This window comes from Pseudomonas sp. SST3, assembly GCF_003325755.1.
Genome location: NZ_QORI02000016.1, coordinates 81532 through 101687, shown reverse-complemented (window position 1 = coordinate 101687; position 20156 = coordinate 81532). Strand labels below are relative to the sequence as shown.

At 62.1% G+C, this 20156-nt stretch carries 23 protein-coding genes; 17 read left to right on the top strand and 6 right to left on the bottom strand.

Features of this window, described 5'->3' with window-relative positions; genetic code table 11:
* The 4 genes from DQ405_RS16745 to DQ405_RS16730 all read left to right on the top strand — a co-directional run.
* On the top strand, positions 1–346 hold a 346-nt coding region (locus DQ405_RS16745; protein ID WP_446730888.1), incomplete at its 5' end, for a GMP synthase (glutamine-hydrolyzing).
* Positions 347–647: 301 nt separating this feature from the next.
* Positions 648–1904, top strand: coding sequence for a tyrosine-type recombinase/integrase (locus DQ405_RS16740; protein WP_128118871.1), 1257 nt, complete (start codon positions 648–650; stop codon positions 1902–1904).
* A gap of 60 nt (positions 1905–1964) precedes the next feature.
* Complete coding sequence (locus DQ405_RS16735) at positions 1965–2240, top strand: hypothetical protein (protein WP_128118872.1); 276 nt, start codon at positions 1965–1967, stop codon at positions 2238–2240.
* 4 nt (positions 2241–2244) lie between these two features.
* Positions 2245–2769 (top strand): helix-turn-helix transcriptional regulator, encoded by a 525-nt coding sequence (locus tag DQ405_RS16730; protein WP_128118873.1) that lies wholly within the window; start codon positions 2245–2247, stop codon positions 2767–2769.
* 20 nt (positions 2770–2789) lie between these two features.
* Here the strand turns inward: DQ405_RS16730 and DQ405_RS28615 are convergent, their stop codons facing one another.
* From DQ405_RS28615 to DQ405_RS16715, 3 genes are all read right to left on the bottom strand, one after another.
* Positions 2790–3161 carry a helix-turn-helix transcriptional regulator gene (locus DQ405_RS28615; protein ID WP_128118874.1) on the bottom strand — a complete coding sequence of 124 codons (372 nt, stop codon included), beginning with the start codon at positions 3159–3161 and terminating at the stop codon, positions 2790–2792.
* A 700-nt stretch (positions 3162–3861) separates the two neighbouring features.
* Complete coding sequence (locus DQ405_RS16720) at positions 3862–4611, bottom strand: MBL fold metallo-hydrolase (protein ID WP_128118876.1); 750 nt, start codon at positions 4609–4611, stop codon at positions 3862–3864.
* 11 nt (positions 4612–4622) lie between these two features.
* Positions 4623–5057, bottom strand: coding sequence for a hypothetical protein (locus tag DQ405_RS16715; RefSeq protein ID WP_128118877.1), 435 nt, complete (start codon positions 5055–5057; stop codon positions 4623–4625).
* A 188-nt stretch (positions 5058–5245) separates the two neighbouring features.
* Between DQ405_RS16715 and DQ405_RS16710 the strand changes: the two genes are divergently transcribed.
* Genes DQ405_RS16710 through DQ405_RS16695 form a run of 4 tightly spaced genes read left to right on the top strand, consistent with a single transcriptional unit; the run spans position 5246 to position 7284 of the window.
* On the top strand, positions 5246–5584 hold the full coding sequence (locus tag DQ405_RS16710) for an ArsR/SmtB family transcription factor (RefSeq protein WP_128118878.1): 339 nt from the start codon (positions 5246–5248) through the stop codon (positions 5582–5584).
* Entirely contained in the window at positions 5581–6012 is a 432-nt protein-coding gene (locus DQ405_RS16705) for a YeeE/YedE family protein (RefSeq protein WP_128118879.1), read from the top strand. Before DQ405_RS16710 ends, DQ405_RS16705 begins: the two co-directional genes overlap by 4 nt.
* A 9-nt stretch (positions 6013–6021) precedes the next feature.
* A complete protein-coding gene (locus DQ405_RS16700) occupies positions 6022–6447 on the top strand; it encodes a YeeE/YedE family protein (RefSeq protein ID WP_128118880.1) in 426 nt (141 codons plus the stop codon).
* A 51-nt stretch (positions 6448–6498) separates the two neighbouring features.
* A complete protein-coding gene (locus tag DQ405_RS16695; protein ID WP_174824687.1) occupies positions 6499–7284 on the top strand; it encodes a sulfite exporter TauE/SafE family protein in 786 nt (261 codons plus the stop codon).
* A gap of 58 nt (positions 7285–7342) precedes the next feature.
* On the opposite strand, the gene DQ405_RS16690 is transcribed toward DQ405_RS16695, so the two are convergent.
* From DQ405_RS16690 to DQ405_RS16680, 3 genes are all read right to left on the bottom strand, one after another.
* The gene (locus DQ405_RS16690; RefSeq protein ID WP_128118881.1) at positions 7343–8731 is read right to left on the bottom strand and encodes an MBL fold metallo-hydrolase; all 1389 of its coding nucleotides are present in this window, start codon (positions 8729–8731) and stop codon (positions 7343–7345) included.
* A 67-nt stretch (positions 8732–8798) separates the two neighbouring features.
* On the bottom strand, positions 8799–10151 hold the full coding sequence (locus DQ405_RS16685; RefSeq protein ID WP_128118882.1) for a sensor histidine kinase: 1353 nt from the start codon (positions 10149–10151) through the stop codon (positions 8799–8801).
* On the bottom strand, positions 10148–10843 hold the full coding sequence (locus tag DQ405_RS16680; protein ID WP_128118883.1) for a response regulator: 696 nt from the start codon (positions 10841–10843) through the stop codon (positions 10148–10150). The genes DQ405_RS16685 and DQ405_RS16680 overlap by 4 nt, the downstream gene beginning before the upstream one ends.
* Before the next feature lie 192 nt (positions 10844–11035).
* Here DQ405_RS16680 and dsbD point away from each other — a divergent pair, with 192 nt between their 5' ends.
* The 9 genes from dsbD to DQ405_RS16635 all read left to right on the top strand — a co-directional run bounded on the left by dsbD (position 11036) and on the right by DQ405_RS16635 (position 20127).
* Positions 11036–12781, top strand: a complete 1746-nt coding sequence (dsbD, locus tag DQ405_RS16675; protein WP_174824686.1) for a protein-disulfide reductase DsbD — start codon at positions 11036–11038, stop codon at positions 12779–12781.
* Positions 12781–13596, top strand: coding sequence for a TlpA family protein disulfide reductase (locus DQ405_RS16670; RefSeq protein ID WP_128118884.1), 816 nt, complete (start codon positions 12781–12783; stop codon positions 13594–13596). Before dsbD ends, DQ405_RS16670 begins: the two co-directional genes overlap by 1 nt.
* Positions 13593–14369 (top strand): thiol:disulfide interchange protein DsbG, encoded by a 777-nt coding sequence (dsbG, locus tag DQ405_RS16665; RefSeq protein ID WP_128118885.1) that lies wholly within the window; start codon positions 13593–13595, stop codon positions 14367–14369. The genes DQ405_RS16670 and dsbG overlap by 4 nt, the downstream gene beginning before the upstream one ends.
* A gap of 59 nt (positions 14370–14428) precedes the next feature.
* Positions 14429–15076, top strand: a complete 648-nt coding sequence (locus DQ405_RS16660) for a c-type cytochrome (protein ID WP_168425193.1) — start codon at positions 14429–14431, stop codon at positions 15074–15076.
* Positions 15073–15990, top strand: a complete 918-nt coding sequence (locus DQ405_RS16655) for a c-type cytochrome (protein ID WP_128118887.1) — start codon at positions 15073–15075, stop codon at positions 15988–15990. Before DQ405_RS16660 ends, DQ405_RS16655 begins: the two co-directional genes overlap by 4 nt.
* 650 nt (positions 15991–16640) lie before the next feature.
* A complete protein-coding gene (radC, locus tag DQ405_RS16650; RefSeq protein ID WP_128118888.1) occupies positions 16641–17150 on the top strand; it encodes a RadC family protein in 510 nt (169 codons plus the stop codon).
* Positions 17151–17847: 697 nt separating this feature from the next.
* A complete protein-coding gene (locus DQ405_RS16645) occupies positions 17848–17988 on the top strand; it encodes a hypothetical protein (protein ID WP_168425192.1) in 141 nt (46 codons plus the stop codon).
* Between the two features lie 46 nt (positions 17989–18034).
* On the top strand, positions 18035–19465 hold the full coding sequence (locus DQ405_RS16640) for an asparagine synthase-related protein (protein WP_168425191.1): 1431 nt from the start codon (positions 18035–18037) through the stop codon (positions 19463–19465).
* Positions 19447–20127 (top strand): lasso peptide biosynthesis B2 protein, encoded by a 681-nt coding sequence (locus tag DQ405_RS16635; protein ID WP_128118890.1) that lies wholly within the window; start codon positions 19447–19449, stop codon positions 20125–20127. The genes DQ405_RS16640 and DQ405_RS16635 overlap by 19 nt, the downstream gene beginning before the upstream one ends.
* Positions 20128–20156 lie beyond the last annotated feature (29 nt).

Here is a 20156-nt window from a genome sequence, read left to right as displayed (position 1 = left end):
CATCCTCGGCGAGGTGAAGAAGGAGTACGCCGACCTGCTGCGTCGTGCCGACCACATCTTCATCCAGGAGCTGCGCAACTTCGACTGGTACCACAAGACCAGCCAGGCCTTCGTTGTGTTCCAGCCGGTCAAATCGGTGGGGGTGGTCGGCGATGGCCGCCGCTACGCCTGGGTCGTTGCACTGCGTGCGGTAGAAACCATCGACTTCATGACCGCGCGCTGGGCGCATCTGCCGTACGAGTTGCTGGAGAAGGTCTCCAACCGCATCATCAACGAGATCGAAGGCATTTCCCGCGTCACCTACGACGTGTCGAGTAAGCCGCCAGCGACTATCGAGTGGGAATGAAATCAGGTCCTTCGGGGACTATCGGTACCTATCGATAAAGTGCCGTAACGTGTTGATTTGATTCAAAATACGTCACGGTACCTATCAGTGGCTATCGCCGGTAAGCAGAATGCTTTGGCGGTAGCGGTGACGGTAGCAACCGAAGGCCGGATTCGGACCCTCCCGTTTACTATCGAGACCAAACCGGTCTTTGACGGTAAATCTCTCCACCGGAAAGCTGCTGTCACGCGGCTTTCCCGGCATCAGCAGGTCTCCTGACCCTGGACGGTAAAAGCCGCCCTGAACAGGAGGAAAAACCTCGATGCTGACCGACACCGCACTGCGGAAACTAAAGCCCAAAGCCAAGCCCTACAAGGCTTCCGACCGTGACGGCATGTACGTGACGGTATCCCCTGGCGGTACCGTCACCTTTCGCTACGACTACCGTCTCAATGGACGGCGGGAAACTCTGACCATCGGACGGTATGGGCCCGCGGGGATTTCGCTGGCGATGGCGCGTGAGAAGCTGCTCGATGCCAAGCGGCAGGTTGCCCAAGGTATCTCTCCATCTCTTGAGAAGCAGAGGGCCAAGCGGCGGCTGACAGCTGCCAAGACTTTTGGCGACATGCTGAAGCGTTGGCTAACCGATGCGCGTATGGCTGACAGTACGCGGGCAATGCGCAAGAGCATCATTGATCGCGACATCCTGCCGGTGTTCGAGAATCGACTGCTGACCGAAATCAGCCCTGACGATTTGCGAGCGCTTTGCAACAAGGTCAAGGCACGAGGGGCGCCGGCGACGGCGGTTCACATTCGTGACATCGTGAAACAGGTTTATGCATTCGCGATCCTGCATGGCGAGAAGGTCGAGAATCCAGCCGATGACGTGAAGGCGGCGTCGATCGCTACGTTTGTGCCGAAAGACCGGGCACTGACCCCGACCGAGATCCGCCTGGCCTTTCATCAGCTGGAGTCGATCGCGGCGTACCCCACCATTCGGTTGGCCTTGCGTCTGGTGCTGCTGACGTTGGTACGCAAGAGCGAGCTAATCCAGGCGACCTGGAATGAGGTGGACTTTGAGGGCGCCACCTGGACGATCCCTAAAGAGCGGATGAAGGGGCGCAACCCCCATGTGGTCTACCTGTCGCGCCAAGCCCTGGATATTTTCGTGGCACTGCACACCTGTGCCGCTGGTTCCAGATTCGTGCTGCCATCGCGCTATGAAATTCATCGCTGCATGTCGCACGCGACCCTGAACCGGATTACCCAACTCATTGCGTCGCGCGCGAAGGAAGCGGGGCTTCCGTTGCAGCCGTTCACTGTGCATGACCTGCGCAGGACAGGCTCCACGCTACTCAATGAAGTCGGTTTCAACGGCGACTGGATCGAGAAGTGTCTGGCCCACGAGGACGGACGCTCCTCGCGCTCGGTTTACAACAAGGCTGAGTATGCCGAGCAGCGGCGGCACATGCTTCAGGAGTGGGCAGACATGGTCGACGCATGGATTGATGGTCGGGCTCATGTGCCGAAACTGTTGCCGGACAACATGGCTGTGCCGGTGCTGAGTGCTACGGTTTAAAGGGATAGCGAGGTTGTCAGTTGACAACCTTGCTATCCACGCGAATACTGGAGATCAACTATGACCCGTGCCTCGCATCCGAAGAAAGAGGTCGAAGAAGCGATAAGACATGCCGAAGGGCAAGGTTGGCGCATAGAAGTAGGCGGCAGTCACGCCTGGGGGCGGATCTACTGCCCCTACAACGACGAGGAATGCCGCTGCGGCGAGTTCTGCATTACAAGCGTCTGGAGCACGCCGACGAACCCTACTAGCCACGCACGCGCCCTACGGCGCGTCGTGGATAATTGCACCACACACCGGAAGTTGCAGGAGGCCGCCGACGGTGCAGAGGAGTAGCACGATGGAATACACGTTCACGCTGAAATACCAGCTCGCCGAAGGCGACCGTAATCCGGATCTGTTGGTCGAGCGCCTTGGCGAAGCGGGTTGCGACGATGCTCTGGTGGGTATTGGCCAACCAGGGCGGCTGGCAATGGAGTTCTCCCGCGAGGCAGAGAGTGCCGATGCGGCTGTACGAAGTGCGCTGGCCGATGTGCGCCGTGCAGTGCCTTCGGCCAAGCTGATTGAAGTGGCCCCAGACCTGGTCGGCCTCACTGATGTGGCCGAAATGGTGGGGGTGTCGCGACAGAACATGCGCAAGCTGATGTTGGCCAATCCGGGAAGCTTTCCCGCACCGGTGCATGAGGGCAGTGCATCGATATGGCACCTGGCGGACGTGCTGGCCTGGCTGCAGGACAAGGGCAGCTATTCGCTGGCGAGGGATGTTCTGGATGTGGCGCGAGTGGCCTTGCGGGTCAATTTAGCCAAGGAAAGTCAGCGTCTACCCCGCTCGGCTTCTGAGGAGCTAAAGGCTCTCGTTGGCTGAGTTGTCCCCTGGCGCCAGCATCACGCCTCATCTTCGCCCACCCGAACAGGGCGAGTTTTTCGTAGGCGGACATCCGGGCCGCTGACATCTAGGCGAGGCGCTCGCTTGCGCTCCTCAATCCAGGCTTCCACCTCAGCCAAGTCCCAGACTACGCAACGCGGGGTCAGGTTAAAGCGCCGGGGAAAATCACCGCGTCGCTCCATCTCGTATATCGTCGTCTCGGACAGAGGAATGATCTGCCGCAGCTCATGTCGCCGAATAGTACGCCGGAAGGGTAGGGGGCTGCGCTTCGGGAACTGCGGCAGTGTCTCGTAGGCTTCCGTATCTGGTATGGGAAGAGACTGGCGGATTTTGGAGCTTGGTGCGCTGGATATGTGCGATTGGTACCCCATCTCGGACTCCTTGAGTCTGGCTGGATGGGGACATGGTGAGGTTCAGTTTCTATCGAGACAACCTGCTGCAGCGTAGTGGGGCGAAAAGATAGCTATACCTGTCAACTTCCTCGTGGGCGGGAGTGGTTCGGTCTCCGCCAGCCAATGCGATGGCCCGATCGCCGGGAGAGACTGGTGTCGGCCAAAAGCGGCCTGTCGCGAAGGGCAGGTTTCCGCCAAAAGTGGACAATGGCGCGTTAGCGAAGCTCGGCTTTTTGTCCTGACGAAGTGGTAGATGGGCGGGTCGGCGAGACCGAAACTCATATCGCAGGGTATGAGCGCCAAGCCCCGCCCATCAGATATCGCGGGTTTGGTGGTTTGGACGATCTATCTGGATCGCTCCGGCTTGGCGCCAGGTTTCTGCTCGTCGGCGTTTTGCGCGCTGGAAGACACCTCGATCGGCGATGGGTTTTCCTCATCCAGCTGGCAAATCGTGCAGTTCTGGCTATCTGGGCGGTTGGTTTCGACATAGCGAACGCGGCGGCTCCCCGCTTGTCGGTCTGCGCTCACGCGGAAACGAGGTCGATCAGGGCTCTTCATATTCACTCCCTCACATAGCGAGATGGGTGCTTGGTAACGTCGCCTGGAGGTTGCGAACGTTGACTCGTTTCACGGGATTCTCCGGGCCTCCCGGCGCTGATATTGGCTGACATGACGTGGCTCAACCCTGAGGACTGTGCTCAACCTGTTCGCAATAGCGACGGAAATTATCCGTCAGGTCGGGCGGGCATACGCCGCACTCGAGATTCCCCGGCACGGCGTGATCGATGAACTTGGGATAAGGCAAATTCAGTTCCGCCATGATTTCGCCGAAGCGCTCCAGCGTTATCGCTTCACCGAGACGGGGGTTGCGCTGCTTTTCCTGCGCGATGGTCGAGACGCGACGACCGCTGTAATCATGGCCGGGGTATACCAGAGTGTCGTCTGGCAGGGCGAAGAGCTTGTTTCTGACGCTGTGAAAGAGATCGTCGGCGCTGCCATTCTGAAAATCCGTCCTGCCGCAGCCGTCGATGAGCAAGGCATCACCGCTGAACAGGCGATCGCCGAGCAGATAGGCAAAGTGCCCGTCTGTGTGCCCGGGGGTATGCAAGGGTGTGAACTGCAGGCTGCCGACTATGAAAGGAACACCTTCCTCGATGCCCACATCCGTGCAGGGCAGCTTGTCGATGGCAGGCCCCGCCATACGGCAGCTGGTCTGCTTCTTCAGCTCTAGCGCGGCGGTGATGTGGTCGGCATGTATATGGGTGTCCAAGGTGAACGCCAACTGCAGGTCCAGCCTGGCCAGCTCAGCCAGGTCGCGGTCCGTTGCGGAAATGACCGGGTCGATGAGCACGGCCTGGCGGGTGTCCTCGCACCCGAGCACGTAGGTATAGGTGGACGACACAGGTTCGAACAGCTGGCGAAATATCATGATGATCTCGGCTAGTGATGAGTGTTCTGCGGTGACTGTTCCAGCGCACTGAGCAGTGCATACTTTTCCTGATCGATCTCGCCCCGCGTGCGGACACCCAGCCGGCGCAGGATCGCCAGCGGCGGGCACCAGCCCTGCAAACCGTGTTGCAGAAGAAACGGCAGCACGACACCAGGCAGCAGAAACCACTTTCTGTTCGCTGTCAGGCCAAGCAGCAGGCCAGACAGCGCCAGGGAGGAGGCATTGACCTCAAGCACGCGTTCCACGTCCCATTCACGGTCAAGGGCGTCAATGCGCTGAAGTATTGCGCTTCGCCCCATTCCGCTGAATCGACGAATGTTGTGGTCCGTCTGCCGGTCGATTTCCTGGTTCACAGGTTGGGACGTTGATCGGCGAACCCGGTCCGCCTGGTCATGATTCGTACTGTTTTGCTGTATCGATGACATGTTGATCTCCTGGTTCGCGCCGACGGGGTGGGCGCGGCGAGGTGAAAAGCCACAGCGATGCCGCATAATTTTAGGGCGCGTGCGGGACGTCGAGTTCCGACCGGGCGTCCGCTGTCGCGTCGATACGATCTATTGAAATATATATTGATAAATTGTATTGTCAAATCCATCTGACCCACCTGAACAAAATGGCCCACATGGCAGATCTCGATATCGAAACGCTTCGTCGCAGTGCCGCAGACGCCTGTGGCTTGCTGAAGGTGCTCGGCAACCCGGACCGCCTGTTGTTGCTGTGCCAGTTGACCCAGGGCGAGCACTGCGTGGGTGACCTCGCCCGTGCGACGGGTGTTGTGCAGCCGACCCTGTCTCAACAGCTCACGGTGCTGCGCCACAACGGCTTGGTCAGCACCCGACGCGAGGGCAAGCAAGTTCATTACAGCATCGCCAGCCATCAAGCGATGCAGGTCATGCAGGTGCTTTACCGGCTCTACTGCCAGCATCCCGACCGGGAGGAACCCTCGACATGACAATTGACTGGGCACATTTCACACCGTGGTCCTCACTCGCTGGGGGCGCGCTGATCGGTTTTGCTGCGACCTTGTTTATCCTGTTGAACGGGAGAATCGCGGGCATCAGCGGCGTGATCGGCGGGTTGCTGCGGCCAGCCAGAGGCGATGTGCTCTGGCGTGTTGCGTTCATCGCCGGCCTGGTTACCGCGCCGGTGCTGTTTCAGGCCGCGTTCGAGCAACCAAACATTGAAGTAGATGCGAGCGCCTTGACCCTGATTACAGCCGGCCTGTTGGTCGGGATCGGTACGCGGTATGGCTCCGGTTGCACGAGTGGGCATGGCGTCTGCGGGTTGTCGCGACGGTCGCCGCGCTCGCTAGCCGCGACGGCCGCGTTCATGGCCAGCGGCTTTCTTACGGTGTTCGTCATCCGCCACCTGCTGGGCTGAGGAGTTGCCATGAAATTACTGAGCGCCTTTGTAGCGGGGCTGGTTTTCGGCCTTGGCCTGATCCTGTCAGGGATGGCCGATCCGTCCAAGGTGATTGCCTTTCTCGATCTGGCCGGGGCGTGGGACCCCTCGCTCGCGTTCGTTATGGGCGGTGCGATTGCGGTCGGCAGTGTCGGGTTCTATTACGCCTCCAAACGGTCCCGGGCGGTGCTGGGAGATGTCATGCGAATGCCCACCGCCACCCGGATCGATCGCCCTCTTGTACTGGGCAGCCTGGCATTCGGAGCGGGTTGGGGGCTGGCCGGCTATTGTCCTGGACCGGCGGTCGCGACTCTTTTGAGTGGTCGGAGCGAACCGCTGATCTTTGTTCTCGCGATGCTGGCGGGCATGGGGCTGTACGAGCTGCACGCGCGCTTTTCGGGCAAGACGCAGTGATTGGCGCATTCGTATTCGGGAAACCAAGGTGTCCGAACGGGAAAGATGCGAATGATGATTGAGGTCGGACTCGGGTTGATCGTTGGCCTTGTCCTCGCGCTGACCGGTGCGGGCGGCGGCATCCTCACCGTGCCGTTGCTGATCTTCGTGGTCGGCCTTGAGTTGCATCAGGCCGCGCCAATCGGGTTGATGGCGGTCGGACTCGCGGCCTGGGTTGGGGCGTTGATTGGTCTGAGGGACGGCATTGTCCGTTACAAGGCAGCGGCCTTCATGGCCTGCTGTGGTGTGCTGCTCGCGCCCCTCGGCGTCTGGGTGGCCGCACGGGTAGCGCACGATGTGCTTGCCGTGGTGTTTGCGCTGGTGATGTTCTGGGTTGCCTTCAGGGCATTCAGGCGCTCTCCGAGCGATGACTCGGCCCCGAGAGCCGTGCCCTGTCAGCTGAATCCCGACACCGGCCGTTTCCACTGGACCTCCCGCTGTGCCGCGACCGTTGCCGCTTCGGGCACCCTGGCGGGTTTCCTCTCCGGTTTGCTGGGGGTCGGCGGCGGGTTCGTGCTGGTTCCGGCGCTCAGTCGCTTCAGTGATCTGCCGATGCGTTCGATTGCCGCCACGTCGTTGGCCGTCATCGGCCTGGTGTCCGTCAGCGGCGTATTGTCCGCCGCGGCCTCGGGTAGCGTTCAGTGGGCAGTGGCTCTCCCGTTCTCGGCTGGTGCCGTGCTCGGGATGTTCGCCGGCCGCACGGTTTCCTCTCGCCTGGATGGGCGCCTGCTGCAGAGAGGCTTCGGGCTGATCGCGGCTGTGGCCGCGTCGGCCTTGTTGATTCAAGTCGCCTTATGATCGCGCACCCGCAGGGGACTAGCCAGGCACCTGCGCCGCGCAAACACCGATAAGTCTCTTAGTCGTTTTGAACCGGCAGGTTCGCCGCCTTCCAGGCCATCCAGGAGCCGGGGACATTGGCCACCTCACGAAAGCCGGCTTTCTTGAGGATGCTGGCCGCGATGGAGGCCCGATAGCCGGACCCGCAGTAAGTGACGGTGGTCTTGTCCGGATCCAGCTCGTTCAGCCGGTCAGCGAGGTGGGTGACGAAGATGTGCCTGGCGCCCGGCACCCGACCCGCCGCGACCTCTTGCGGGCTGCGTACATCCAGCACCTGTACCTCGGGCGCTTCGCGACGTGCATTGAGTTCATGCACCGTCCATTCCTGAAGGCTGTTCAGCGGTAGCGCCGCGTTCTGCCAGTCCGTCATGCCGTTGCGCAGATAGCCGCGGATATCGTCCAGACCTATCCGATAGAGTTGGGTGACGGCCTGGTGGACGTCGTCGGCCGACTCGCCCACCAGCAGGATCGGGCGATCATCATCGAGCATCCGCCCAGCCCAATTGACGAATTCGTTACGCAACGCGATGTTGATCGCGCCGGGTACATGTCCGCCGCCAAACGCAAGGATCGAACGGACGTCCACGACCTGCATGTCGCGCGTCGCCAGTGTCTCGAAGTCGGATGGCGCGAGCGGCGGTGGCAGGGAAGGGCCTTCCATCTGTACGGCCGAATGCACGTTAAGTTGTTTCAGTCGCGCATAGTGACGGGGTGGCTCCGGCATGTCGGCCAGCAGCCAATCGATGAACGCGCCCTCGCTACGCTGTACGCACAACGCAGGGTTGAAGAGACGCTCGTTGCCGAGCGTGGAGTGGCGTCGGTCGCCGATGGATTTGCCGCAGGCCGAACCGGCGCCATGGCAGGGGTAGATTTCAATCCGGTCACCAAGCGGCAGGTAGTGATCGAAAAGCGTGTGGTACAGCGCGCCGGCGAGTTTTCGTTCACTGCCTTCGCCCAGCAAGTCGGGGCGCCCGACGTCCAGGTTGAACAGGGTGTCGCCGGTAAACAACGCGATCGGCTGGTCGCCCTGCTGGGCGTCGAATAGCTGCAGGGAAATGTGTTCGGGCGTATGCCCCGGCGTGTGCATGACCTGCAGCGTGGCTTGCCCGAGCTCAATCGTCTCGCCACCGCTGACCTGGCGAAGCTCGAATTCATAGGTGCCCGCGCGGCCGCCGATGATCTGTGCCCCGGTGCGCTTTGCCAGCGCCTGGGCGCCGGACACGAAATCGGCATGGATATGTGTCTCGATGGCATAGGCGATCCGCAGGCCTCGCGTCTTCGCCATTTGCAGGTAGATATCGATGTCGCGGCGGGGATCGATGACCGCGGCTACCGCGGCCTTGCTGTCGCCGATCAGATAGGAAATTTGCGCCAGGCCGTCTGTATAAACAGGTTCGAAAACAAGCATTGCCACCTCCGACGATGGTTAACGGATTGCTCTGTTAACTATTCGGACGGTGTGCGTGCCTGGACGTTCAGGTTATCGAGGCGTCACAAGGAGCAGCAGCCTGAAGGCCGACCACCAGCTCGACGACGAGACCGCCTTCATGCGGCACGAAACGCAGATCGCAGGCGCAGCGCTCGGCGATCGCCTTGACGATGGACAGGCCCAGCCCACTGCCTTCACCTACGCCGCTGCGCCAAAAGCGCTCGGTTAGGCGCTCAAGCATTTCCGGCGGGATGCCCGGGCCATGATCCTGCACGCTGAAGCGAACCCGGCTTTCATCCAGTTGGGAGAGCGTCAAGCGAATGGCCGTGCCGTCCTGCGTATGTCGGCGGGCATTGTCGAGCAGGTTGCGCAATGCCGCGACCGCCAGGGTCGGCGGCATCGCCAGTGGGCGAGGGGAGACATCTTGCGCCCCGCACAGCTCGATGTGCGGCCCGGGCTGCTGACTGGCGTCAGCGATCGCCAGCTGCGCGACGTCGCGGGCCGTGCAGCTGAGGCCGTCATCAAAGGAAACGCGACCTTCGACCCGCGCCAGCATGAGCAGCTGTTCGAGGATGCGGTGCAGACGATCCGTGCCGACTTCGGCCTGGGCCAGTGCCCGCTTCGCGGTGTCGCCCTCGGTCATGGCCGCTACCTGCAGGTGGGTCTTGATGGCGGTCAGCGGGCTGCGCAGTTCATGGGCGGCATCATCGGTCAGCCGACGTTCGCGTTCGAGCATGTGCGCGATCCGCGCGAACAGCTGGTTCTGGGTTTCGACCAGGGGCGTCAGCTCTCGCGGCAGCCGTTCGATGTGCAACGGCTCCACCGAGTCGGCACTGCGTTGCGCCAGGGCCGTGCGGATTCGTCTGAGCGGCGCAAGGCCGTTGCCGATGCCGATCCACAACACGATCAGGCTGCCCAGCAACGCGACGAAAACCGGCAGCGCCGCGGCCAATAGCACCGAACGCTGGAGTGCGCTGCGCTCGTCAAGGCGATCGGCCGTGGTGATGCGCATGCCATTCTGGATGAAGGTGAAACTACGCCAGGGGGTATCGCCGATCATTTGGTCGTGAAAGCCGGTGCGTTGGGCGTCGAGCGCACTGTCTGGCGCCGCATGGCTGCGTGCCAGGATTTCACCTCGCAAGGAGCTGATCTGGCAGGCCAGGCCGTTCTCGATACCCAGCTGTTCCGCACTTAGCCGGGTGATACCGCCTTCACCCAGTTGCGGCTGCGGCAATTGCACGAGCAGGCCCGCGACCATCCTGGCTGATGCGGCAAGGCGCTGATCGAGCGACTGCATTAATTGATTGCGAACATCGAAGAGCATCCAGGTCGCAGCCAATGCCCAGAGCAGCACGAAGGCCGAGCCGAGGGTGAGGGTCAGGCGCAGGCGCAAGCTCATGGGTCGGGCGTCTCGGTGGAAGCCGGTGCTTGGCCGGCAGGGCCCAGGCGATAACCGATCCCCCTGACGGTTTCGACGATGCCGTTGCCCAGCTTGCGCCTGAGGTGGTGGATATGGACATTCAGGGCGTTGCTTTCAACGTCATCGCCCAGTCCGTACACGGCGTCCTTGAGCTGCTCGGCTGATAGCACGCGGCCGGGGTTCTGCAGTAGCGCCTGGAGCAGCGCCTGTTCACGGCGCGACAGGTCCACGGGTTCGCCCGCCATGAACGCCGCACAGGCGGCAGGATCGTAGCTCAGCGTCCCGTGTTCGATCATATGCGTTGCCCGACCGGCAGCGCGGCGCAGCAGGGCGTGCAGGCGGGCGGCGAGTTCACGCAGGTCGAAGGGCTTGACGAGGTAGTCGTCAGCGCCGGCCTGAAGCCCGGAGACCCGCTCGGTCACCGCATCCCGGGCGGTCAGGATCAGCACAGGCAACTCAAGGCCGCGGCGGCGCAGACGCTGGAGAAAGCGCAGGCCGTCTTCGTCAGGCAGGCCCAGATCGAGAATCATCAGGTCGAAGCTGGCTGTGCGCAGCAGCGCGTCGGCCTGCCCGGCCGTAGCGGCATGGGCCACGCTGAAGCCTTGAGCTTCTAGCCCGGCGACGATGCCACTGGCGATCAGTGCGTTGTCTTCTGTCAGCAGTACGTGCATGTGGGAATCGCTTGATAAGCAGCAGTCAGTATCGTCCGCCTGGATTAACGGCGCGTTAGCAGATGGTACGCCGAGTTGCTCGTGCCTCAACGCCTCTCAGCCTTTCAGGTTGTGTCCGGGCAAGCCTCGTTAATCGGCTCTTAATCCCGAGTCGGCAAGCTCGCCGTCGAATCTGGTAATCGGGTGTTGTGCATGCGAGCGCTTTTTATCTTTATGGCCTGCTGCCTATGGACCGTGCAGCTGGCGAACGCTTCGCCGTTCACCTTCGGTCAGAAACAGCAGGACTTCCTGCCCGTGGACGAAGCGTTCACGCTGCACATCGAGCACCCTGACGCTGGCGGAGCCGTGCTGCGCTGGGACATTGCGCCCGGCTATTACCTCTACAAGGAACGCTTGCGATTCGCAGGGCTGCCGCCGGGGACCGAGCCCCAGTTGCCCCCAGGCGAGCCGTACCATGACGTGTATTTTGGTGATTCGCGAATCTACCGCGACAGCCTGGAAGTGCAGCTCCCCGATGCGGGTCTCGCGTCGCTCGAACTCGGTTGGCAAGGCTGCGCCGATGCCGGTCTGTGCTATCCGCCGCAAACCCGCACGGTAGCGCTGGGCGGCGGCAGCACCCCACCGTCCGCGCCTGGTCAGGCCGACGACCAGGCCCTGGCCAACGGGCTACAACAGCAGTCGCTTGGATGGAGTCTGCTGATCTTTTTCGGACTCGGCCTTCTGCTTGCCTTTGCTCCCTGCTCGCTGCCGATGCTGCCCATCCTGGCGGGCATTGTGGTGGGTAGCCAGGCCGGGCCTCGCCGCGGCATAGCATTGGCTGGGGCCTACGTATTCAGCATGGCGCTGGTCTACGCCGCCCTCGGAGTGGTGGCGGCGCTGTTGGGTGCGAATCTGCAGGGATGGCTGATGCAGCCGTGGCTGATCGCAAGCTTCGCAGGCCTGTTCGTGCTGCTGTCCTTGCCCATGTTCGGCTTCTTCGAACTGCAACTGCCGGCGGGCCTGCGTGATCGGCTGGAGCAGGCCGGACGCACGCGTCGGGGCGGCAGCCTCGCCGGTGCCAGCGCGTTGGGCGTGTTGTCCGGGCTGCTGGTGGGGCCCTGCATGACCGCACCGCTGGCCGCGGCGCTGCTGTACATCGCCCAAAGCGGCGACGCCCTGAACGGTGGGCTGGTGCTGTTCGCTCTGGGCCTGGGGATCGGTACGCCACTGGTCCTGCTGGTGACGGTGGGCAATCGCTTCCTGCCCAAGCCTGGGCCGTGGATGGATCGCGTCAAGGTTGCCTTCGGTTTCCTGTTTCTGGTCGCCGCCCTGTACGTTCTTCGCCCGCTTTTGTCCGACCCGCTCTGGGTGGGGCTGTGGGGCGCGTTGCTGGTTGTGGGCGCCAGCGGGCTGCTGCACCTGTCGCGGGAACTGGTGCGGCATCAGGCGCTCAGCCGCGCGGTGGCGGCGCTGGCTGGAGTCTGGGGCGTAGCGCTGCTGCTCGGAGCGGCTGGCGGCGCGCAAGATGTCATGCGGCCGCTCGGCGTGTTTACCGGCGGGGTAGTGTCCTCGCAGGGTGCTGAGTCTGCACACGGATTTATCGGCTTCAGCGAGCCGGCCGACCTTGATCGTGAGCTGGCTGCCGCCAAGGCCGCGGGCCAGTGGGTGCTGGTGGACTACTACGCGGACTGGTGCGTGTCCTGCAAAGTCATGGAAAAAGAGGTGTTTGGCGACGCTCAGGTGCAGGCCGCGCTCGCCGGCGTGCGGGTTCTGCGACCGGATGTGACGCAGACCGATCCCGCCAGTCGCGAGCTGCTGAACCGCTATCAGGTCATGGGGCCGCCGACGCTGCTCTTCATCGGCCCCGACGGGGAGGAGCGACGTACCCAGCGCATCACCGGCGAGGTGGATGCGAGCCAATTTCTGAACAGATGGAACCAAACAAGGGAGCGTGGCTGATGCTGACGATCAATCTGGGGCCTCTGGCGCTGGCGGTTCCGCATGTACTTCTGCTGGGGAGCCTGTTCCTGGCGATGCTCACCGGCTGGTGGATGGGGCGGCGCAGCGCTCGGAACCCGGAACAACAACTGTTCAGGCTGCTGCTGGTAGCGCTAGTGGTCGCTCGCGCGGCTTTCGTAGTGGCGTATGCCGAGCATTTCCAGAACGAGCCCTGGCGCGTGATTGATATACGCGACGGCGGCTTTATCGCCTGGCCCGGGCTACTGGTGGCTGTGCTGCTGGGGGGCTGGCTCGCCTGGCGCGATAACGAGCTACGCGCTCCGCTTGGTACGGCGGTGCTGGTGGGTGTGCTCAGCTGGGGGTTCGGGACTTTTGCGTTGCATGCGTTCGAGCAGGGCACGCGGCTGCCCGAGATGGGCCTGCGGGATAGCCAGGGTAAGCCCGTTGCCTTGCAGGATTATGTTGGCAAGCCGCTGGTGGTCAATCTGTGGGCCACCTGGTGCCCGCCCTGCCGGCGTGAAATGCCGGTCCTTGCGAAGGCGCAACAAGACAACGCCGAGGTGACCTTCCTATTCGTCAACCAGGGCGAGGGCGAGCGGTTGATCGCCGACTTCCTCGACGCCGAAGGGCTCGGCTTGGAAAACGTCCTGCTCGATACCGGCGGTCGCCTGGGCCAGCACGTAGGGTCTGCCTCGCTGCCCACCACGCTTTTCTACGACGCCGAGGGCCGCCAGGTTGGCAGCCACCTCGGCGAGCTGTCCCGTGCCAGCCTGGCGCGCGCCCTTGAGCAACTAGAGGTAAAAACCCAGCCATGAAACCTATACGTTCACTTTCGCTGTTGATCTCAACGCTCGCCTTGCTGCCGACGCCCTCGGCGCTGGCCGACGCGCTGCCTCCCGCGGTTCAGGCCATTGAGGCGCGCGGAGCCAAAGTGGTCGGCAGTTTCGACGCGCCGGGAGGATTGAAGGGCTACGCAGCGCGTTACAACGGCCAGGGCATTGCGCTGTATCTGACACCGGACGGCGATCATGTCGTGGTCGGCAGTTTGCTGGACGCCGCTGGCGAAGACCTGACCAAGGCACCACTTGAGAAGCTGGTGTATGAGCCGATGAGCAGCGAAATGTGGCAGCGGCTGGAAAGCAGCACCTGGATTGCTGACGGTGCGGCAGATGCATCACGGGTGGTCTACATGTTTTCCGACCCCAACTGCCCGTTCTGCAATATGTTCTGGAAACAGGCGCGGCCCTGGGTCGAAGCTGGCGACGTTCAGCTCCGTCACGTCATGGTTGGCATGCTGCGTCCGGACAGCGCGGGGAAATCCGCGGCGCTGCTGGCCGCCAAGGACCCTGAGGCAGCCCTCAATGAGCACGAAGCAGCGGGCAAGGCCAGCACGCTCAAACCTATCGAGCTGATTGCGCCCGAGGTGAACGAACAGCTTGAGGCGAACCTCACCTTGATGGGCGAGATGGGTGCCTCCGCTACGCCGGCTATCTATTACTTAGATGAGCAAGGGCGTCTGCAGCAACATCAGGGCGCCCCTCGTCCCGATGCGTTGAATAGCATCATGGGGCCGTTGTCAAAACGCTAGCAGCACGATACGTGTCAGTCAGCGCCGGCACCTAATAACAAGAATGATCTGGAGGCTACATGAACGTCCCCCTCTGGCCCTTGGCCGGGCTCTTCCTTGCGATTTCTGTGTCCGCGCACGCTGCGGATGCCGTTGCGGTGTACAGCAAAGGCGGGGCCAACCCCGCTGCGATGGCGTGCGCTACCTGCCACGGCGCCGAGGGCGAGGGCATGGCCGCTGCGGGATTCCCCCGCCTGGCCGGGCTGTCGGCGAATTACATGCGCAAGCAACTGGCTGATTTCGCATCCGGTGCGCGGGCGAATCCGATCATGCAGCCCATTGCCGCTGCCTTGAGCCGTGAGGAAGCCGAAGCCGTCTCCACGATGCTGGCTGACAAGCCACAACCACGGGTCGAGCGAGTCGACCGCACCGCGTTGGTCGACGGGCCTGGCGAAACCCTTGCGCTGCGTGGCGCCTGGGATCGCGATATACCCGAGTGTGTCGCCTGTCATGGCCCTAGCGGAACGGGTGTCGGCGACGCCTTTCCACCCCTGGCCGGGCAATCGGCACAGTACCTGTCGTCGCAGCTGACCGCCTGGCGACAGGGCACCCGCAAGAACGACCCCAACGACTTGATGGGCCACATCGCACGTAGCTTGACCGAGGACGAGGTAAAGGCTGTCTCGACGTACTTTGCAGGCCTGACCGAAAAAGGAGCAGCCAAATGAAGCCCCAGACAAGCGCACTGCTGTTGATGTCATTGGCCTTCCCGGTGCTCGCGGACGAAATCGCGATGGAAGATCAGTCACAGATCCTGACCGGGGCAGGTGATCCCGCCAGCAGCAAGTATTTCCAGCCGCCAAAGGAAAGCGAACTGCCTGATAACGCCTACGGGCAGTTGGTACAGAAAGGACGGGCCATTTTCGTCGACACCAAGAACCACGCGGCGGAATACGTTGGTAACGGCCTGGCCTGCGCGAACTGTCACCTTGAACAGGGCAGAAAGGCCAACTCTGCGCCGCTCTGGGCTGCGTATACGATGTACCCGGCGTACCGGAAAAAGAACGACAAGGTGAACAGCTATGCCGAGCGCGTGCAGGGCTGTTTCCAGTTCAGCATGAATGGCAAGGCACCCGAGGCCGATGGCCCGGTAATCGCTGCGCTTTCAGCCTATTCCTACTGGCTTGCAACCGGAGCGCCAACGGGGCAAGAGCTGCCGGGTCGGGCCTATCCGGAAGTGCCACAACCCGACGGCGGATACGACCTGGCGAAGGGTGAACAGATCTACAACGCACAGTGCGCCGTCTGTCATGGGCCAAACGGGGAAGGGCAGAAGTCAGGTGACGATTACGTCTTCCCGCCACTCTGGGGGGCGGATTCGTTCAACTGGGGTGCAGGCATGCATCGGATCAACACGGCCGCGGCGTTCATCAAGGAAAACATGCCACTGGGCAAAGGTCGCACCTTGTCGGCTGAAGACGCCTGGAACGTGGCGGCCTTCATGAACAGCCACGAGCGACCGCAAGACCCGCGCCTAATCGATGGCTCGGTCGAGAAAACCCGTGATAAATACCACGCCAATGACGGCGTGAACCTTTACGGGGAAATCGTAAACGGCAAGATGCTAGGGAAGGGAATCTGACAAGCAGTCGCTGCTGTCCTCACATGCTTTGGCGAACAGTCTGTCCGAACTGATGGGTTGAGGAGGCTCGCTCCTTACGTGACAGTCCGCTTGTGGCCCAGGCTGTGTAAAAACGCCTTGTCCGTTTTGAAGTGTGCGCTCCTACGTAAAATCTGACAGCGCTTGGCTATTCAGCAGACCTGAATCTTTCGTAGCGACGCGCTTTTGGAGACGGTTCGCTGGACGCGTCACAATGTCAAAAACGTTTTTACACAGCCTCGGCGATTGCAGCCGATCACTCCCGGCAGGTCACCCCGTTTTTTAGCAGGCATCTGAAGCGACTTGTTTCGTAGTTCTATTTCGGGCATCTCGGCGTACCGCCGTCGGGCTCGCGGGCTGCGCCCCGCGCCTCGTGCCGAGTCGCGGCCATTCGGCTCTGGTCCCTGATGCCTCCGGCCTTACAGGCCTGCGCGCTCCGCTTGCCGATCCGTGCATGGGTGGAGTGGGGCGGTCTTGCTGTTCCCTTCACCGTATCACGGCGTTCTCGCCGTCAAGGGCTGCGCGTGCGTGCACGCTGGCGTCCTGGCGGCCGTCGTGGACCCCTGACAGCTGCGCTGCGCCGTGCTGGCGCCGGTTCCGGGCAATTCCGCCCGAGCAACCGGAGTACGACCATGTCGCAACTGTCCTTTTCCTCGTTCGATTCCATGCTGCTGGTGCGTGACGCGAAGGGGCGCTACCTGCCGGCTTCTGTGGATCAGATCCTGAGCGTGGCGCGCCAGGCGATTAATCAGAAGTACCAGCGCGGGGCGCTGTTTGACGCACCGGACGTGGTCAAAACTTACTTGACCACCAAGTTGGTCGGTTTCGAGCACGAGGTGTTCGCGGCCTTGTTCCTCGACAGTAAACATCGGCTGCTTGAGTACGTGGAGTTGTTCCGCGGCACGATCGACCAGGCTTCGGTGTACCCGCGCGAAGTGGTCAAGGAAGCATTGCGGGTCAACGCAGCAGCGGTGATCTTCTCGCACAATCATCCGAGCGGAAATCCGGAGCCAAGCCAGGCGGACAAGGTGCTGACTCAGCGTCTCAAGGAGGCCTTGGCGTTAGTGGAGGTGCGCACGCTGGACCACATCGTCGTAGGTGGCGAGGGACCCGTTTCGTTCGCTGAGCAGGGATTGCTGTAACCGCAGGGGGCTTCGGCCCCCTTTTTGCTGCGCCATCCAGTCCGGCCGGCAGGGCTTCACCTGCCGTCGTCGCGGAGGCGTGGATGACGTTCTCAACATCGCCGACAGCGCTGTCGAGCAGGGCACCGTGCCTCGCTGCGCTTGGTCCTCGCACCTTCCGTCGGTGTGCTCGGCTGACGCCTTCGGCCTCGCTGATGGGGGGCTGTGCGCTGCGCTTGCGTGCGGCGGTGTGCCATCAATCCACGCCGGACCCTGTTATCCGCTGCGCGTGCGAGCCGCACCTGAGCCGCGCGAGCCAAATCGACGTCTGAAGAGAGGCCCGAGCAGAGGCCTGTGAATTCATCCGGCAAAACTCGCGCGACGTCTCGCGCGGCCTCTTCAAGAAGCTTCTTCACACCGCTACCGTGGTCCGGCTGACTCAGCATCTTTTTTGGCGCAGTGTTTTTGCTGGACTGGCTTAGGGCGTGAAGAACCTCAGTGCTTAAAAGCTCCGCATCAAGGCTTTCCTGGCTGCGAGAGTTCTACGCTGCCTTGCCCAGCGATAGGCTTTGGTGCCCGGCGCCGTGGAATCACAACACCACGAAACGGTGACTACGCATCCTGACCTGGCATATCTGACAGCTAGCGCTCTGCTTTAAGACCCTTAGGCTTGTTGGCGAGGCATTCCGCCTCATACATCACAGCGGAGGGTATCGACATGCTCAAACTCCTACTGACCAAGTCGGCAAAGCGTCCCGTAACGGATCGTGCTGTCGTCATCGAAAATGCCAAGCGCAAGATCAATGGGGTGCCCGGCGGCGGGATTATTGAAGGCCGCTACGGTGTCTGGTCGCGTTGACGGCTTGTTGGGCGGCCGGGCGCCGCCCAACCCTTTGGAACGGCGAATGAGCAAGGTATTCCAGAAGAACTGGCGTGTCGGTGCGGGTCCTTCCGACACTCACATCCTGCCCGGGCTTCGGCTCCAGACGGAGGGCGACAGCGCGGTCCTGTACAACTCGACAGCCGAGCAGACTTTCTACATCCAGCTGGAACCTTCCGGGTTCAGCCTGTGGAGCTGCTTGAAGCAGCTGCTCGATGGCACGCATCCAAGACTCAATGTTGAAGCGATCCGACATCATCTGCGTTTCGGCGAGACGGTGAATCATCGCTTGGTGTGGGCAGGTGTTCACCTCCTGCTTCCCGGCTCAAGGCTTACGCTAGGACCCGCTGGCGTCACCGGTCGCTACGCGCCCTGGACCCGGGGCGGTGAAGCGTATGACGAGTCGGTCATCGGGAATCCAGCCACAATACTTAGGGCTGCTTTGCCTTCTGAAGACCATCAGGTCGTCCTTGAGTTTTCAGGCGGGACCGACTCGACCGCGATCGCTTACGCACTCGCTGGCCGCGACAAGGTTCAGGCCATCACGTGGGTCGATCCGAATACCTTGGGCGCAAGCGATATCCAACATGCCAAGCACATCGCGCGCAAGCTTGGGCTGCCTCACCGTCTTGCGTCGATGGCGCCGGAGCACCTCTTCCGGCTTCCTGCCGGCACCTACTGGCCGGACAGGCCAAGCCTCTCGCTCTTTTCCCAGGATATCAACGACCGTTTGATCCGTGAGGCGGCGGGAGAGGGCGCCCCTACCGTCGTGCTTAACGGGCACGGAGGCGATCATATCTTTCTGGACCCGCCGAGCCCTGCGCCGGTTGTGGATCTGTTGGCGCGCGGTCGTGTCGCGGAGGCACTGCGCTATTACCGCACGCTCGTCACCTTTCACGGTCAGGGATTCCTGACCCCGCTGCGGTATCGCAAGCTGGGGCAGGGCATAGGCAAACCGGACTTTACCCTAACCCCCGGCAAGCGTCTTCACCGGCGAATGATTCAGCAGGCGTGTTACGAGAACAGCATCTGGAACAACTGCGGGTTGCCCTACAAGCTCATCCATCCGTTTACCCACCCGGCGATGCTGCGCTATGCGCTGTCCCACCCACCTCACGCCTACGTCGGGGAGCGACAGTCGCGGCTTCCCTTTCGTCAGGCGATGAACACCCACCATGGCACCGACGACTTCAGCCGCGTCAGCAAGGGTCATCTGACCGGCGTGTTCCAGCGGGCGATCCGCTTGCAACATGACGCGCTTGCAGGGCTTCTTGAACAAGGGACGGGGCAGGCGCTGGCCCTGTTTGCCGCTGGCGAGATGCTGATGTTGTTGAAGCGTGCAGCCTCTGGCTCAGAAGAGGTGAGCCCGGTCCTTCTCAACGCACTCTCGCTCGAGCTGTTTCTCCAGCACTGGGCCCGCATTCTTGGAGTATCCACATGGCAGACCGCTACCTGACGTTCGCCCCTCCAATCCTGCACGTGGTAGCTCACAACGAGCTGGTGCTACTCGATACCCGATCGAATCGTTTCATTCTGTACGACGCGGCCGCAACGGGTGAGATCATGCGTGGCATCAATGGCAACGCAACCGGCCCGCTTGTCCAGGAGCTCACGGCCGAAGGGGTGCTGGTTACCTCTCGGATCAAGACGTCGGTCAATCGTAGCGGCGCACCTGGTCTGGACGACTTTACGTGGAGTGAGTCGGTTCGCTACAAGGCGAGCCAGCACCTCGGGGAGCCCTCGCTCAAGCAGGTGGGCGGCGCCGTTCTGACCTTGGCGAAGACCTGTCTGCTGCTCAAATACCTCGACCTGTCACGGTTGCTTGCCGCTGACCGCAACGCCAGCATTCCCATGCGAAGGGTCGATAGAGGGATCATCGATGCCGAGATCAGTGCTTTGCTCCGTGCCGCGCGGTACCTCCCTTGCAAGGTGGCCTGTCTTGAGTTCTCCCTTGCGTTAAGAGAACGCCTTGCGCGCCATGGCCTCTTCGGCCGTGTGGAGATTGGCGTGCAGACGTACAGCTTCATGGCCCACGCCTGGCTCGAACTCAACGGCCAGCCTGTAGGCGAACCTGATCATGTCTCCCGATCGCTTCACCGGCTCAGGGGCTCCGCATGAAGACGGAACTCTCGCAGTACCGCCGCGCG

Excerpts from the sequence above, each read along its gene's own strand:
- DQ405_RS16740 (WP_128118871.1), top strand. The coding sequence starts at position 648 with ATGCTGACCGACACCGCACTGCGGAAACTAAAGCCCAAAGCCAAGCCC.
- DQ405_RS16735 (WP_128118872.1), top strand. The coding sequence starts at position 1,965 with ATGACCCGTGCCTCGCATCCGAAGAAAGAGGTCGAAGAAGCGATAAGA.
- DQ405_RS16730 (WP_128118873.1), top strand. The coding sequence starts at position 2,245 with ATGGAATACACGTTCACGCTGAAATACCAGCTCGCCGAAGGCGACCGT.
- DQ405_RS28615 (WP_128118874.1), bottom strand. The coding sequence starts at position 3,161 with ATGGGGTACCAATCGCACATATCCAGCGCACCAAGCTCCAAAATCCGC.
- DQ405_RS16720 (WP_128118876.1), bottom strand. The coding sequence starts at position 4,611 with ATGATATTTCGCCAGCTGTTCGAACCTGTGTCGTCCACCTATACCTAC.
- DQ405_RS16715 (WP_128118877.1), bottom strand. The coding sequence starts at position 5,057 with ATGTCATCGATACAGCAAAACAGTACGAATCATGACCAGGCGGACCGG.
- DQ405_RS16710 (WP_128118878.1), top strand. The coding sequence starts at position 5,246 with ATGGCCCACATGGCAGATCTCGATATCGAAACGCTTCGTCGCAGTGCC.
- DQ405_RS16705 (WP_128118879.1), top strand. The coding sequence starts at position 5,581 with ATGACAATTGACTGGGCACATTTCACACCGTGGTCCTCACTCGCTGGG.
- DQ405_RS16700 (WP_128118880.1), top strand. The coding sequence starts at position 6,022 with ATGAAATTACTGAGCGCCTTTGTAGCGGGGCTGGTTTTCGGCCTTGGC.
- DQ405_RS16695 (WP_174824687.1), top strand. The coding sequence starts at position 6,499 with ATGATGATTGAGGTCGGACTCGGGTTGATCGTTGGCCTTGTCCTCGCG.
- DQ405_RS16690 (WP_128118881.1), bottom strand. The coding sequence starts at position 8,731 with ATGCTTGTTTTCGAACCTGTTTATACAGACGGCCTGGCGCAAATTTCC.
- DQ405_RS16685 (WP_128118882.1), bottom strand. The coding sequence starts at position 10,151 with ATGAGCTTGCGCCTGCGCCTGACCCTCACCCTCGGCTCGGCCTTCGTG.
- DQ405_RS16680 (WP_128118883.1), bottom strand. The coding sequence starts at position 10,843 with ATGCACGTACTGCTGACAGAAGACAACGCACTGATCGCCAGTGGCATC.
- dsbD (WP_174824686.1), top strand. The coding sequence starts at position 11,036 with ATGCGAGCGCTTTTTATCTTTATGGCCTGCTGCCTATGGACCGTGCAG.
- DQ405_RS16670 (WP_128118884.1), top strand. The coding sequence starts at position 12,781 with ATGCTGACGATCAATCTGGGGCCTCTGGCGCTGGCGGTTCCGCATGTA.
- dsbG (WP_128118885.1), top strand. The coding sequence starts at position 13,593 with ATGAAACCTATACGTTCACTTTCGCTGTTGATCTCAACGCTCGCCTTG.
- DQ405_RS16660 (WP_168425193.1), top strand. The coding sequence starts at position 14,429 with ATGAACGTCCCCCTCTGGCCCTTGGCCGGGCTCTTCCTTGCGATTTCT.
- DQ405_RS16655 (WP_128118887.1), top strand. The coding sequence starts at position 15,073 with ATGAAGCCCCAGACAAGCGCACTGCTGTTGATGTCATTGGCCTTCCCG.
- radC (WP_128118888.1), top strand. The coding sequence starts at position 16,641 with ATGTCGCAACTGTCCTTTTCCTCGTTCGATTCCATGCTGCTGGTGCGT.
- DQ405_RS16645 (WP_168425192.1), top strand. The coding sequence starts at position 17,848 with ATGCTCAAACTCCTACTGACCAAGTCGGCAAAGCGTCCCGTAACGGAT.
- DQ405_RS16640 (WP_168425191.1), top strand. The coding sequence starts at position 18,035 with ATGAGCAAGGTATTCCAGAAGAACTGGCGTGTCGGTGCGGGTCCTTCC.
- DQ405_RS16635 (WP_128118890.1), top strand. The coding sequence starts at position 19,447 with ATGGCAGACCGCTACCTGACGTTCGCCCCTCCAATCCTGCACGTGGTA.